Raw genomic sequence first — 14,590 nt, 5'->3', positions numbered from 1 at the left:
AGACTTGTAGGGCAGATTATTCCCGAACGTGGTCACTGTTGGGCGGAGACGTGGTCACTGTTGGGCAGAGACACGGTGACTGTTGGGCGGAGACACGGTGACTGTTGGGCAGGGACAAGCCTATTGTACGGGCAGGTATCGAAGATGATATTTAATGTAAATGATTATTGTTATCCGACTCCGGAATCAAGGAACAGATGAAGGATATCTTCCCTACCACAAATGCGGTACAAGAATCCCCTATAAAAGGGATTTCGGGAACAACCCCTATACTCTACTTTTGCAGCATGGAATGATTTGTGAAAATTAATTAAAAAATGTAGGTGGCTTTTGACACACCTTCAAGAATAAAACAACAATTTCAAAGCTTTTAACAACAATCTGCCGGATTGTGTGTTAAACAAAAGATTCTAATTTAAACATAACTAAACTTAAGGTATGAAGACCAATTTACGTCTATTATTTACGTTGCTCTTTGTGGTTTCGGTTGCAGCATTACATGCCGGGACAATGAATGACATACGTGTTTCGGGCACTGTTGTGTCCGAAGGAGACCCGTTGCCCGGTGTATCGGTATTAGTGAAAGGAACCAGTGTCGGTACCATTACGGGTATCGACGGTAAGTATTCCATTAATGTACCGTCCGATGGTACGCTGGTATTCAGTTTTATCGGGCTGAAATCTGTGGAACATAAAGTGAGTGGACGCTCAGTGATCAATGTCGAACTGGTGCCCGACAGCAAACAATTGGAAGAAGTGATGGTAGTAGCCTATGCCACTGCCAAAAAATATAGTTTCACCGGTGCCGCCTCTACCGTTAAAGGTGACGAGATAGCAAAGTTACAAACCTCGAGTGTGTCACGTGCCCTTGAAGGAACCGTAGCCGGTCTGCAGGCAAGTGCCGCAAGCGGTCAGCCGGGTACCGATGCAACCATACGTATCCGCGGTATCGGATCCATCAATGCGTCCAGCGCACCTCTTTATGTAGTGGATGGTGTGCCTTATGACGGCAGTGTGAACTCTATCAACCCCGAAGATATCGCATCGATGACCGTTCTGAAAGATGCGGCCTCGGCTGCTTTGTACGGTTCGCGTGGAGCCAACGGTGTAATCATTATCACCACCAAGCAGGGACAAAGCGATTCGAAGACTACGGTGAATGTGAAAGCCAGCTTCGGTGGTTCCAATCGCGCGGTACGCGATTACGACCGGATCGGCACCGATCAGTACTTCGAACTTTATTGGGAGGCTTTACGTAACCAATATGCACTGGATACAAAGAATTATACTCCTCAGACAGCGGCTATCAAAGCTTCTAAAGACTTGGTAGGAAAACTGATGGGGAGTGGTCCCAATCCTTATGGGGCTAAATACCCTCAGCCGGTAGGCACGGATGGAAAATTGGTGGACGGGGCCGTTCCACTTTGGAATTTCGACTGGCAGGATGCCATGGAGCAGCAGGCACTTCGTACGGAATTGGGATTGAATGTCTCAGGAGGGGGTAAAACCAATCAATACTACTTCTCTGCCGGATATCTGAATGATAAAGGTATTGCCTTGGAGTCCGGCTATGAACGCTTTAATCTCCGTTCGAACGTGACAAGCCAGATGACCAAATGGCTTCGGGGAGGAGTGAACATGAGCTTTGCCCACTCTTTGCAGAATTATCCTGTATCATCGGATACGAAAACAAGTAACGTCATCAATGCCGGCCGTCTGATGAACGGGTTCTATCCCATCTATCAGATGAACGAAGACGGAACCTATAAACTGGATTCCGAGGGACAGCGGATATACGATTTCGGTTCTTACCGTCCGTCCGGTTCGATGGCTAACTGGAACCTTCCGGCTACATTACCCAATGATAAGTCGGAGCGTATGAAAGATGAATTTTCGGGACGTACTTTCCTTGAAGTTACCTTTATCGAAGGATTGAAGTTTAAAACCAGCTTCAACTTCGACCTGATCAATTATAATTCACTCGACTATACCAACCCTAAAATAGGCCCGGCTGTTAATACCGGAGGTTCATCGAGTCGTGAAAACGACCGTACTTTTTCGTGGACCTGGAATAATATCCTGACTTATGACAAAACCCTCGGAGAGCATCATTTCAACCTGTTGGCCGGACAAGAGGCTTATTCTTACCGTTACGATGTGTTGCGGGCATCCCGTTCGAATATGGCATTGCCCGATTTTCCCGAACTGGCTGTCGGTTCGCTGGTAACCGGAGGGACAGGATACCGCGTTAATTACTCGTTGGTAGGGTACTTCTTAAATGCCCAATATGACTATCAAAGCAAATATTTCTTTTCAGGTTCTTATCGGCGGGACGGATCTTCCCGTTTTGCTCCAGAGACCCGTTGGGGTAATTTCTGGTCCGTCGGTGCTTCCTGGCGTATCGATCGTGAAGACTTCATGGTGGCTACGAGCGACTGGCTTTCTGCCCTAACATTGAAGGTTAGTTATGGTGCGCAGGGTAACGATAATTTAGGAACGTATTATGCCAGCAGCGGACTTTATTCGGTGGTGAGCAATAACGGAGAGAATGCATTGGTATCCGATCGTCTGGCTACACCAAAACTGAAGTGGGAAACCAACCTGAATTTCAATGCCGGCATTGACTTCTCATTGTTCAACAATCGATTCTCCGGTTCGTTCGATTTCTTCCAGCGGCGTTCGAAAGATTTGCTCTATTCCCGTCCGTTGGCCCCTTCACTCGGTTATAATTCAGTGGACGAGAATGTAGGCGAATTGAAGAATACCGGTGTGGAAATTGATCTGAAAGGTACCTTAATCCATACCCGGGACTTTATGTGGCGATTGGGGCTTAACCTGACACATTATAAGAATGTCGTGACCGACCTTCCATTGAAAGATATGCCTGTGAGCGGAGTTCATAAACTGGCTGTGGGACGTTCTGTTTATGATTTCTACATGAAAAAATGGGCGGGAGTTGATCCGGAAAACGGGGATCCGTTGTGGTACAAAAATGTGAAGGATGCCAATAACAAGATCACCGGGCGTACGACTACCAATGACTATGCCCAGGCGGATTATTACTATACCGGCAAATCATCCTTACCCAAAGTGTACGGGGGATTTAATACTGCTTTCTCGTATAAGGGTTTTGAACTATCGACAATTTTTGCCTATAGTATCGGAAATTATATCGTGGACCGTGACGTGACTATGCTATGGCATAACGGAAGTTCTACCGGACGTGCCTGGTCGACAGAAATTCTGAACCGTTGGACACCGGAGAATCGATATACTGATGTACCGGCACTGAAAACCGTATCGAACAGTTGGAATGCAAATTCGACGCGTAACCTGTTTAATAACTCGTTCCTGCGGATGAAGAATATCACACTATCGTATAACTTCCCGCAACCGATGATAAAGAAGATCAGCCTGAACAGCCTGCAATTGTTTGTACAGGCCGATAATCTGCTCACCGTTTCGAAGAATCAGGGACTCGATCCCGAACAGGATATCAGTGGGTTGACATATTACCGTTATCCGGCTATGCGTTCCATTTCAGGAGGAATCAATGTTTCGTTCTAAGGTTTTAATCCTCAGAAAAGGTACTGTTGCAATAGTATGCTTCAGCTCGATTTAATCATGAATAAATCATATATAACAGATATAGTAAAGTATAAAATAACAGATGATATGAGAACAATACGATTTAACAATAACAGACGTATCTCCTCTTCTCTTTTTCTTCGGACAGAGGGTGGGAGAGAGGCTTCCGTGAGTAATACCTCCGGAGATAAGATTCCCAAAGGTAAGGTTTCCTTTTTCCTCCTCTTCTTTCTTTTGTTCTTGGGGAGTTGCAGCAGCGACTTCCTCGACAATAAGCCGACAGATGCCGTAGATTCCGGTCTCGTACCCGTGCCTTCGAATGCCGAACGCATCTTTAACGGTGCGTGGTACAATCTGTTCGAATATGGTACCACTTATGCCAACATCGGCTATCGTGCTTTGATGTGCCAGGACGACATGATGGCTGATGACGTAGTTTCACGTCCCATGTATGGGTTTAATTCTTCTTATCAGTTCAACGACGTGGTGATGCCTTCCGACGGGCGTACCACTTTTGCCTGGTATCTGATGTATAAGACCATTGATAACTGTAATACGGCCATTTCTATCCAGGCTACCGGGGATGATGATACACCGGAATTCCGGCATGCCCAGGGACAGGCACTCGCCGTACGTGCTTTCTGTTATCTTCATTTGGCACAGCATTATCAGTTCACCTATCTGAAAGATAAGAATGCTCTTTGTGTGCCGTTGTATACCGAACCCACCAATCCGAATACCAAACCTAAGGGGAAGGCGACTCTTGAAGAGATTTATACACAGATCATTAATGACCTTAACCGTGCCAAAGGGCTTCTTGACGGCTATGTACGTCCGAACGACAAGTCGAAATATAAACCTAACACTGATGTGGTAAACGGACTTCTGGCCCGTACTTATCTGCTCACCGGACAGTGGGACGAAGCTGCTAAAGCCGCGCTTGAAGCAGCCAAAGGATATACTTTGATGACGGACGCCAAAAACTATATGGGTTTCAACGATATATCGAATACCGAGTGGATCTGGGGACATCCGCAATCTGTCAGCCAGTCCGATGCCAGTTATAACTTCTATTATCTGGATGTGGTGGAACCCGATTCATATAATAGTTTTATGGCCGATCCGCATTTCAAGGATACTTTTACCGAAGGTGATATCCGTCTGGAATTGTTCCAGTGGATGCGTGAAGGTTATCTGGGATACCGCAAGTTCCGTATCCGCTCTGATCAGACGGGAGATATTGTCATTATGCGTTCTGCCGAGATGTATCTGATAGCTGCCGAAGCTTTGGCACGTAAAGGTCAATTGGGCGAAGCGGTAAAACCGCTTAACACTTTAAGGAATGCCCGCGGACTGACTGACTATGATCTTACCGGAAAAACACAGGAACAAGTGATTGACGAAATTCTGATGGAGCGTCGTCGCGAATTGTGGGGCGAAGGGTTTGGTATCACTGATGTCCTCCGTACGCAACGTCCTGTGGTACGTGTGGCACTGACTGATGTGGAAGCTGCTAAAGAGTACGATTGCTGGCAGCAGAACGGCACTTTCAAGAAGTATCATCCGGAAGGACATTGGTTTACCAGCTTCCCCGATGGAACGAAGTTTGTGCCCAATAGTAAGTATTATTTGTATTCTATTCCTGAAAAAGAGACGAATGCAAATACGAATCTGAAATAAGAAATCATAGTCAACTGATTTTATATGACCTGTTTCTGAAAAATCAGATAGATTAATACAATAGACAAAAGGTGTGTCATAACTCTGCGGTGAATAAGAGTTGCGACACACCTTTTTTATCAATACCGTTAATGGTTAACTGAATATATACACAATGATTCCCGTAATGACTACATAAACCAATGCATACGGGATGGCTGCTTTCAGGATTTCTCCTTCTTTCCCTTGTTGGTTTCCTGCCGATGTAGCGATGGCGATACTTTGAGGAGAGATGATCTTGCCTCCTGTCGCACCTACCGTATTGGCGGCTGATAACCAGTCCGGACTGACATTGATATGTCCTGCTACGCTGGCTTGCAGCTTTCCGAAAAGGATGTTCGAGGATGTATCACTTCCGGTGATGAAGGTACCCAGACAGCCGATAACCGGAGCAAAGAGAGGGTAGAGGCTTCCGGTGGCTGTGGCGAGTGCAGTGGCAATCACGGAAATCATGCCTGCCGTATCCATAATGGTAGATAACCCCACCAGGCAGATAACGGTGACGAACGTTTTCTTTAATTGTTTCACCGTGTTCCATAAAACGACAAACAGTTCTTTCACTTTAGCTCCCTGTATCAGACCGCCTACAAACGTGCCTACGAAAAGCAGAACTCCGGCATGTGTCAGCCAGGCGATGGTATAGTTCACGCTGGAGTCATTGATGGGGAGGCTGATACGTGTCACCCAGTTATTTTCGAGCGTACTTCGGAGTCCTGGGAAAAGCGGACTGGTCAGTATGATCAGTAACAAAATCAGCAGATAAATGCTCCAAGCGTTTAGGATATCTTTACCCTTCAACATGCTTTTCTGTTCTTTCTCTTTTTTCGGAGAGGTCAGTTTGCCATAAATAACGATAACGATGATAGACAAGATGCTGCCGATGATAGCCGGTGATTCGGCCCCCATATATCGGGCCGCAACGTACTGGCTGCCTAAAGATACAGTGCCTACCAGCAGTGCCAGAAATAGGTTTTTGGGTAATGATTTTATTTTCGGGTCGGTCAGGAAGAGCAGTACCAACGGTATCAGGAACATTAGTACGGAAAGTTGCAGTACGACGTTCGTACTCAGCACCTGTACATCCAGATTGGTTTCTTTGGCAAGTACCAGTACCGGTGTACCTATGGCACCGAAAGCCGTAGCCACACTATTGGCAATCAGGCTGACGGTAGCTGAGAAAATGGGTTTGAATCCCAGACTGATCAGGATAGCGGCGGGGATGGCAACAGCTGTACCAAAACCTGCCATAGCTTCAAGTAACCCTCCGAAACCCCAGGTAAGGAGCAGTACCTGGATACTTTTATCGGTAGAGATGGAAGAGAATTGTTGTTTGATAATCTCCATCTTCTTTGTTTTCAGCAATACATTGTAGCTGAAGATAGCCATCAGGATGATAATCAGGATAGGAGAAACCGCTTTCAGTGCACCGTATACGAATGAAAATACCAAGTTGTCTGCCGCATAATGGAATCCGAAAAGAGCTATCAGCATAGTTACTATGAGGGAGATGACGCTACTTTTGTCACCCGGCATTTTAAAAAATGCCATTAATACAATCAAGAGCAATACCGGAACGATAGCAAGGATCAGTGTCATAATTGTCTGTTTTTAATAGTTGATGTTTAAGTTAAGATATTGATATAACAAAACCGGAACCTGTTTTGACGGATGAAATAATTATTTTTTTGCTGTATAGCGGTAAATAAAAAAAGGTGTAGCCCTCCGCATGGAAAGGCTACACTCTTTGGTCCGGATAGCTACACCCTTTTCATCGGATGGCTACACCCCAATGCCGGGGATTTATTTTTTCTTCATATTCAAGATCTGCTGCAGCTGCTGCAGGTTGGCTTTAGCGGCCTCGTTACCCATCTGGGCAGCTTGGTTGAAGGCAGCGACAGCACGTTGTACATCTCCATTGAGGAAGTTGTATACACCTACGTTGTTGATGAATTCTGCTGTTTGATGGTTGGCTTTATCCATATACTTGATTGCGTTTTCCAGATCTTTCTTGGTCAGTGATACGGCGGCGGCATTCAGGTTGGCTACTTCATCGTTCGGATACATACGTACAGCGATGTCGAATACATTCACGAAGTCGTTGCTTCCTTTTGGATAGCTGTTGGCCACCTGATACATCTCATTCAGACTCAAGTATTTCGGGTTGACTTTTATCACCACCCGTCCTTGCTCTACATCGAAGTTGGCTACGGTGTAGTCTATCTTGCAGTTCACTTTGCGGAGTCTGGGATAAATCTCTTTCAACATCGTACGGTAGGGTACGCCTCCGTCCACGCGCATGATTTCCTGTTTGCGGCGTGCATCGTCAGTCGTATTCTTGATGATACCGATAAATTTATCTTTATCTTTCATTGACGATTTTTCCAATGCTTGTACCAATCCGTCCCAGTTTTCACCACCAAAAGTTACTTTGTAAAGTTTGCCGGGAACTTTTTCGTTGGTAGTCAGATAATTCTTCAGAGCTTCGGCACGTTTCTGCGACAGTTGTTCGTTGAATTTCAACGGACCCTCCGGTGAAGCGAATCCTTCGATACTGATTCCTGTTACTGTCAGGTTCTTGTCATTCTGAATCTTGTCGAACATAGCATGAATGTTCATCAGCTCTTTGTGGTTATTCATGAATTCCGGCTGGATCACAGCTTTGCTGACAGGAAAGTCGAGGTGAGCTTCATACTGTTCGCTACGGTTTTTCACAACTTCTACGGTAGGCTGAATATAAGCAACCACCGGTACCATGGCGCTCAGGCGTTTGGCTTCGGTAGAGACATCGTTGGTGATCAGTTCTTGTGCGAGCATCTCTTCGTTATTGCCGCATCCGCAGAGGTTTTCAACCAGATTCAATGAAGCATTTGCCATCCAGGGTTCGTAAGGGATCACCTGGGCATAATTTAGTACTTCTCTTTTATTATAAGGTACCACGATACCGGCAGGCAGTTCGCGGCTGATGGCTAATCCGCGTAAGTAAGCTTTCTGACGGCGTTTACCGTTAATGATGATCTCTTCCAGCGCTACGTTGTGCTGTCCGTCTGTCAGGAGCGGAGTAAGTGTGAGCATACGTTCGGGACTGACCGTTAGATTTTTCATGTCGATCTGCATGTCTACATAAAGCGAATTGCCTTGTTGCCACAGCGAAACATCGGATAGACTGATGGCATCTTTAAAGAATTTCTGGGCACTGGCCGGCATAACAACTGCGAGGGCCAAGAGGAAATATATGATTTTTCTTTTCATTGTTACTATTGATTTAATTTTTTATAATTGGTTCCGGAGAATGTGTGTGGGGCTTTACTTGATAGTATAAATAATGCTGAGTCCTATTTTCGTCGGGCCGAAATAATTCTTGTTGTTATGTCCCAGCTTCTCACCACACTTGCCACACGCATATTTATCATAATTCAGGCGGGCATATCCTGCACCGATGGTAGCTTCCATGCTCCAGCGATTCTTGAGTATCCAGTGGTAACCGTAAGAGATACCTGCACCATAGATTTTGCCGTCATAACGGTAGTTGCCCAACCCGAATATATCGAGATTGCTCATGTTTACATCGGCGTAATGGCCGTGCAGGCCGAAAAAACTACCGTTGAAACGTTCGCAAAGCCAGTAACGGAGTTCGGGTTGTACCAGCCAGTGCTTGATTTGTCTGTCTTTGGAGAATTTCCAGGGGTTGTAGTTGCCCGATACGTCAAGAGTAAGTTTTTTCGCCAAAGCCACTTCAAATCCCAGGTTCGGAGTACTGGTGGCCCAGTAGAGGGCATTGGTTTTGATGGCAAACTTGGGCAGATAAGTTTTTGTTCCCTGCTCTTGTGCATGTATGCCTGTGGCAAACACAAGCAGGAAGCATGCTGCTAAAAAATGTTTGATTGTTCTCATTTTCATTTTGGTCTAGGTTTTTACATAAACTATTTGCGAGATTAAACGTCTGAGAGGGGAAGTTTGTTGACTCATACTCAAAATAATGTTATAGGACATGCACGCTAACATTTTTAAGCAAATAATTGTTATCTTAATAAAGTCGGGATTCCAAACTTTTCATTTTCTTCGGGAAAGAGAGTGAAAATAAACGAGCAATTGTAATTTGGATTACATCTATTCTCTTTTTTACATGCTAACTTTACATATACTTTAAAATAATAGCCTATGAAAGAGCTTATCAATCGCCTGGAAGAGTTGAACAGGCAAGCTGAAAAAGGTGGCGGAGACGCCCGTATCGAGAAACAGCATTCTGTCGGAAAACTGACAGCACGTGAACGTATCGACCTGCTTCTGGAGAAAGGATCGTTTATTGAACTCGATAAACTGGTCACCCACCGTTGTACCGATTTCGGTATGGAGAAACAGAAGATTTCCGGTGACGGGGTTGTGACTGGATACGGAATGATCGGCAAACGGCTTGTTTATGTCTTTGCCCAGGACTTTACCGTTTTTGGCGGTGCACTGTCCGAAACGTATGCCAAGAAGATTTGTAAAGTGATGGATATGGCTATGCAGATGGGAGCACCCATCATCGGGCTGAACGATTCCGGAGGAGCCCGCATTCAGGAAGGAGTCCGTTCGCTGGCCGGTTATGCGGAGATATTCTTACGCAATTCTTTAGCCTCGGGTGTCATTCCGCAGATCAGTGCCATCATGGGCCCGTGTGCGGGCGGGGCGGTCTATTCGCCTGCATTGACCGATTTTATCCTGATGGTGAAAAATTCCGGTTATATGTTTATTACCGGTCCCGATGTGGTGAAAAGTGTTACACAGGAAGAGGTCAGCAAAGAAGATCTGGGAGGGGCGGATGTCCATACCATGAAGTCGGGGGTGGCACATCTCTCTGCTGAAAATGATATTGAATGTATTAATTACATCCGTGAACTGATTTCTTATCTGCCCGGCAATAATATGGAGGAACCTCCGTTTGTGGCTACCACCGATTCTCCGACGCGGCTTACGCCCGAACTATCGGAACTCGTGCCTACCAACCCCAATCAGCCATACGATATAAAAGAGATGATCCGTGCCGTGGCGGATGATAATAGTTTCTTTGAATTGCAGGAAGAATTTGCCCGTAACATCGTTATCGGCTATATCCGCCTGAACGGGAAAACGATAGGAGTGGTGGCCAATCAGCCGTTGGCACTGGCCGGAACACTCGATATCAATGCTTCTATCAAAGCGGCACGCTTTGTGCGTTTCTGCGATGCGTTCAATATTCCGTTGCTCACGCTGGTCGATGTGCCGGGGTTCCTTCCGGGTGTGGATCAGGAGTATGGCGGCATTATCCGTAACGGTGCTAAACTGCTCTATGCTTATTGCGAAGCCACTGTACCTAAAGTAACTGTCATTACCCGTAAAGCTTATGGCGGTGCTTATGATGTAATGAGTTCCAAGCATATCAGGGGAGATGTGAATCTGGCATACCCTACTGCCGAGATTGCCGTAATGGGGCCGGACGGTGCGGTGAATATTCTGTTCCGCAAAGAGATTGACAAAGCCGCAGATGCCGAGGCGAAAAGAAAAGAGCTACAGGATGATTATCGCAGTAAATTTGCCAATCCGTACCGGGCTGCCGAATTGGGCTATGTAGACGAAGTTATCGACCCGGCCATAACCCGTATGCGCCTGATACGCAGTTTTGAGATGCTCGCTAATAAGCGGCAGTCCAATCCGCCGAAGAAACATTCAAACCTTCCACTTTAAAGCAGAGGAGAACATCGTATGATAAAAAAGATATTAGTTGCGAACCGTGGCGAGATTGCCATGCGTATTTTCCGAACCTGTCGGGTGATGAATATTGCTACGGTGGCTATTTATACCCGTGTAGACCGTGGTGCCTTGCATGTACGTTATGCCGAAGAGGCTTATTGTATCTCCGATTCGCCGGAAGATACCTCTTATCTGAAGCCGGAGAAGATTCTGCAGATTGCTAAAAAGACGGGAGCTGCCATTCATCCGGGATATGGCTTTCTGTCTGAGAATGCAGACTTCGCCCGTCGTTGTGAGGAAGAGGGGGTTATCTTTATTGGTCCGAGTGCCGATATTATTGCCCGAATGGGTATTAAGACTGAGGCCCGCCGGATTATGCGTGAAGCTGGTTTACCGATCGTACCGGGCACGGAAGATCCGGTGAAAGGCATTGCCGAAGCCAAAAAGGTGGCTGCCGAAGTAGGCTATCCCATCATGCTGAAAGCACTTGCCGGAGGTGGTGGGAAAGGTATGCGTCTGGTACGCAGTGAAGAGGAGATGGAAACCGCACTTCGCCTTTCGCAATCCGAAGCCGGAACTTCATTTGGCAACGATGCCGTTTATATTGAAAAATATATCGAGAATCCGCATCATATTGAGGTGCAGATACTGGGCGATAAGTATGGCAATGTGATTCATCTGTACGAACGTGAATGTTCCATTCAACGGCGTAACCAGAAAGTGATCGAAGAGTCGCCTTCTCCTTTTGTGAAGCCCGAAACACGAGCCAAAATGCTGAAGGTGGCAGTGGAAGCCTGCAAACGAATCAACTATTACAGTGCCGGAACGCTGGAGTTTATGATGGACAAAGACCAGAACTTTTATTTTCTGGAGATGAACACCCGTCTGCAGGTAGAGCATCCGGTGACGGAAGAATGTACGGGAGTGGATTTAGTGCGAGACATGATTCTGGTGGCTGCGGGCAACCGTCTCCCTTACCGGCAGGAAGATGTCGAATTTCGGGGTGCTGCCATCGAATGCCGCATCTATGCCGAAGATCCTGAAAACAACTTTATGCCTTCACCCGGGGTGATAACCGTTCGTGAAGCTCCCGAAGGACGTAATGTTCGTTTGGATAGTGCGGCTTATGCGGGATTTGAGGTTTCGTTGCATTATGATCCGATGATTGCCAAACTTTGTTGTTGGGGGCGTAACCGTGATTCGGCTATTTCGAATATGGCTCGTGCGTTGCGGGAATATAAGATCTTGGGTATCAAGACTACGATTCCTTTCCACCAGCGTGTGTTGAAGAATGCGGCTTTCCTGAAAGGAGAATACGATACTACTTTCATCGACACCCGTTTCGACAAGGAAGACCTGAAGCGCAGGCAGAATACCGATCCGACTGTAGCGGTGATTGCTGCTGCGCTGAAGCACTATGAAGAAGAAAAAGAGGCTGCTTCACGCGCCACTACGCTTCCGGTAGTAGGAGATTCGCTTTGGAAATATTACGGCAAGTTGCAGATGACTGCCAATAACTATTAAACTCAGAATGATTATGACAACAATATTAGCAACCTATTATGCCAAGATACAGGATGTGCCCGACAGTGAATATAAAGTGGAGATACTGGAAGACGGGCCTGTGAAGAAAGTGGCGGTTAACGGAAAAGTATATGATGTGGACTATAATGTAGGAGGTGATTCTATCTATTCCATCATCATCAATCATCATTCGCACGGAGTACAGATATCTCCGACTTCCCATTCCTCCTATACCATTATGAATAAGGGGGAACTTTATCAGATTGAACTGAAAGGGGAGTTGGAAAAGATTCATAATGCCCGTAACGGAGCAGATGTCGTAGGACGTCAGGTGGTTGTGGCTCCTATGCCGGGTGTTATCCTGAAAACTTATGTGAAGAAAGGAGACGAAGTGAAGAAGGGTGATCCGCTATGTGTGTTGGTCGCCATGAAGATGGAGAATGAAATTCGTTCGGTGGCTGATGGGGTGGTGAAAGAGATTTTTGTGGAAGAAAATACGAAAGTGGGATTAAATGACCGCATCATGGTGGTTGAGTAACAAACAGGTATTTAAGAGGTAGGGGCTCTGGAAGTTTTTATTTCAGAGCTCTTTTTATGTGTATTGTTATCTTTCATTGAAATAGATATAGTTAGCTTTTGGAGACCGGTATAAGATATTCTTAATCATTCCTAAAAAGAACTTGCTTCGTTTTGTCAATTCAGAATCTGTTCGTAGTTTTGCGAACAATAAACAATGGGAGAATGATAAAGTGAAAACAAAGCAGTACACAGAAAAGCAGGAGCAGCTTGCCCGCTTTGCCAAGGCTATGGGACATCCGGCGAGGATTGCTATCCTTAGTTTCTTAGCGAAACAGGATAGTTGTTATTTCGGGGATATCCATGAAGAGTTGCCTATTGCCAAGGCAACCGTCTCACAGCATTTAAAAGAACTGAAAGATGCAGGATTAATTCAGGGAGAAATAGAAGCGCCTAAAGTTCGGTATTGCATCAACCGTGAGAACTGGGAGTTTGCCCGGTTGTTATTCGTAGAGTTTTTAAACGATTGCACCTGTACCGGGACATCATGTTGTGGGTAAAGGGATTTTTTACGAAAGATGTTCGTGTATTTACGAACAGATATTCTTGCAATAGGGCTTTAATGAAGAGTATTGGATACGGAAGATTATAGTATGATTAAAAATGAGAACAAGATGGAAAAGAATCAGATAAAAAACAATCAAGATTTAAAGGAGTTAGTGAAACAACGTTATAGTGAGCTCGCTCTGAATGCAGAAGAGCTGAAAGGTTGCTGTTGCGGTAGAAACCCTTTGGCTGCTTCAAAAAAAGTATTTACCATAATGAGTGAGGACTATACAAATCTGAAAGGTTATGAACCTGATGCGGATTTAGGGGTCGGCTGCGGATTACCTACACAATATGCCAATATCAGTGAAGGTGATACAGTGGTTGATTTAGGTTCGGGAGCAGGGAATGATTGCTTTATTGCCCGTGCGGAAGTAGGTGAAAGCGGTAAGGTCATTGGTATTGACTTTTCCCCTCAAATGATAACAAAAGCACGTAACAACGCACTTAAACGGGGATATGTCAATGTGGAGTTCTTGGAAGGTGATATAGAGAATATGCCTTTACTGGATAATACGGCAGACGTCGTTGTGAGCAACTGTGTACTTAATCTGCTTCCTGAAAAGAATATTATTTTCAAAGAGATTTATCGTGTGCTGAAGCCTGGCGGACATTTCTGTATATCCGATGTTGTACTTAATGGAACATTCCCCAAAAAGTTTACTGATAATGCGGCGATGTATGCAGGGTGCATCGCAAGTGCTATTCAAAAGGAAGATTATTTGCAGGAGATAGAAAAGGCCGACTTTGTGGATATTCGTATTGCGAGGACTAAAACGGTTCTTATTCCTGATGAAGTGTTATATGAACATCTGGATGAAGACACGATCCGAAAGTATAAATCCGGAAATGTCGGGATTTACTCAATTACAGTAACGGGAGAAAAACGATCTGTGTAATATGCGGATTCTTAATTCTTTCCGTTTAA

The 14,590-nt window shown here is 45.5% G+C and carries 10 protein-coding genes; 7 read left to right on the top strand and 3 right to left on the bottom strand.

The annotated features are described in order from the left end of the window. Positions 1–438 precede the first annotated feature (438 nt). The gene (locus KO473_RS03195) at positions 439–3,567 is read left to right on the top strand and encodes a TonB-dependent receptor (protein WP_005819261.1); all 3,129 of its coding nucleotides are present in this window, start codon (positions 439–441) and stop codon (positions 3,565–3,567) included. Positions 3,568–3,675: 108 nt separating this feature from the next. Beyond that, complete coding sequence (locus KO473_RS03190; protein ID WP_181996041.1) at positions 3,676–5,268, top strand: RagB/SusD family nutrient uptake outer membrane protein; 1,593 nt, start codon at positions 3,676–3,678, stop codon at positions 5,266–5,268. A 135-nt stretch (positions 5,269–5,403) separates the two neighbouring features. On the opposite strand, the gene KO473_RS03185 is transcribed toward KO473_RS03190, so the two are convergent. The 3 genes from KO473_RS03185 to KO473_RS03175 all read right to left on the bottom strand — a co-directional run bounded on the left by KO473_RS03185 (position 5,404) and on the right by KO473_RS03175 (position 9,198). Next, positions 5,404–6,903: an L-lactate permease gene (locus KO473_RS03185; protein ID WP_122130508.1), complete on the bottom strand. Its 1,500-nt coding sequence runs from the start codon at positions 6,901–6,903 to the stop codon at positions 5,404–5,406. 204 nt (positions 6,904–7,107) lie between these two features. Continuing rightward, positions 7,108–8,556, bottom strand: a complete 1,449-nt coding sequence (locus KO473_RS03180; RefSeq protein ID WP_122130509.1) for a DUF3868 domain-containing protein — start codon at positions 8,554–8,556, stop codon at positions 7,108–7,110. A 54-nt stretch (positions 8,557–8,610) separates the two neighbouring features. Beyond that, positions 8,611–9,198: a DUF3575 domain-containing protein gene (locus KO473_RS03175; RefSeq protein ID WP_005776393.1), complete on the bottom strand. Its 588-nt coding sequence runs from the start codon at positions 9,196–9,198 to the stop codon at positions 8,611–8,613. 267 nt (positions 9,199–9,465) lie between these two features. On the opposite strand from KO473_RS03175, the gene KO473_RS03170 reads away from it, so the two are divergent. The 5 genes from KO473_RS03170 (at position 9,466) to arsM (ending at position 14,561) form a co-directional block, all read left to right on the top strand. After that, a complete protein-coding gene (locus KO473_RS03170; RefSeq protein ID WP_005776394.1) occupies positions 9,466–11,010 on the top strand; it encodes an acyl-CoA carboxylase subunit beta in 1,545 nt (514 codons plus the stop codon). Positions 11,011–11,028: 18 nt separating this feature from the next. Continuing rightward, positions 11,029–12,540, top strand: a complete 1,512-nt coding sequence (accC, locus tag KO473_RS03165) for an acetyl-CoA carboxylase biotin carboxylase subunit (RefSeq protein WP_005786450.1) — start codon at positions 11,029–11,031, stop codon at positions 12,538–12,540. Between the two features lie 13 nt (positions 12,541–12,553). Beyond that, a complete protein-coding gene (locus KO473_RS03160) occupies positions 12,554–13,078 on the top strand; it encodes a biotin/lipoyl-containing protein (protein WP_005809115.1) in 525 nt (174 codons plus the stop codon). Positions 13,079–13,289: 211 nt separating this feature from the next. Then, complete coding sequence (locus KO473_RS03155) at positions 13,290–13,616, top strand: helix-turn-helix transcriptional regulator (RefSeq protein WP_005776397.1); 327 nt, start codon at positions 13,290–13,292, stop codon at positions 13,614–13,616. A gap of 114 nt (positions 13,617–13,730) precedes the next feature. Beyond that, positions 13,731–14,561: an arsenite methyltransferase gene (gene arsM / locus KO473_RS03150; RefSeq protein WP_005819267.1), complete on the top strand. Its 831-nt coding sequence runs from the start codon at positions 13,731–13,733 to the stop codon at positions 14,559–14,561. Positions 14,562–14,590 lie beyond the last annotated feature (29 nt).

It is taken from the genome of Bacteroides sp. HF-4919 (assembly GCF_018860125.1).
The sequence above is the reverse complement of the archived record's forward strand: the minus strand, read 5'-3'. Positions and strand labels throughout refer to the sequence as shown.

What these genes read in the sequence shown, in the direction of transcription:
- KO473_RS03180 (WP_122130509.1), bottom strand. Translation starts at nt 8,556, where the DNA reads ATGAAAAGAAAAATCATATATTTCCTCTTGGCCCTCGCAGTTGTTATG.
- KO473_RS03175 (WP_005776393.1), bottom strand. Translation starts at nt 9,198, where the DNA reads ATGAGAACAATCAAACATTTTTTAGCAGCATGCTTCCTGCTTGTGTTT.
- accC (WP_005786450.1), top strand. Translation starts at nt 11,029, where the DNA reads ATGATAAAAAAGATATTAGTTGCGAACCGTGGCGAGATTGCCATGCGT.
- arsM (WP_005819267.1), top strand. Translation starts at nt 13,731, where the DNA reads ATGGAAAAGAATCAGATAAAAAACAATCAAGATTTAAAGGAGTTAGTG.
- KO473_RS03160 (WP_005809115.1), top strand. Translation starts at nt 12,554, where the DNA reads ATGACAACAATATTAGCAACCTATTATGCCAAGATACAGGATGTGCCC.
- KO473_RS03195 (WP_005819261.1), top strand. Translation starts at nt 439, where the DNA reads ATGAAGACCAATTTACGTCTATTATTTACGTTGCTCTTTGTGGTTTCG.
- KO473_RS03170 (WP_005776394.1), top strand. Translation starts at nt 9,466, where the DNA reads ATGAAAGAGCTTATCAATCGCCTGGAAGAGTTGAACAGGCAAGCTGAA.
- KO473_RS03185 (WP_122130508.1), bottom strand. Translation starts at nt 6,903, where the DNA reads ATGACACTGATCCTTGCTATCGTTCCGGTATTGCTCTTGATTGTATTA.
- KO473_RS03190 (WP_181996041.1), top strand. Translation starts at nt 3,676, where the DNA reads ATGAGAACAATACGATTTAACAATAACAGACGTATCTCCTCTTCTCTT.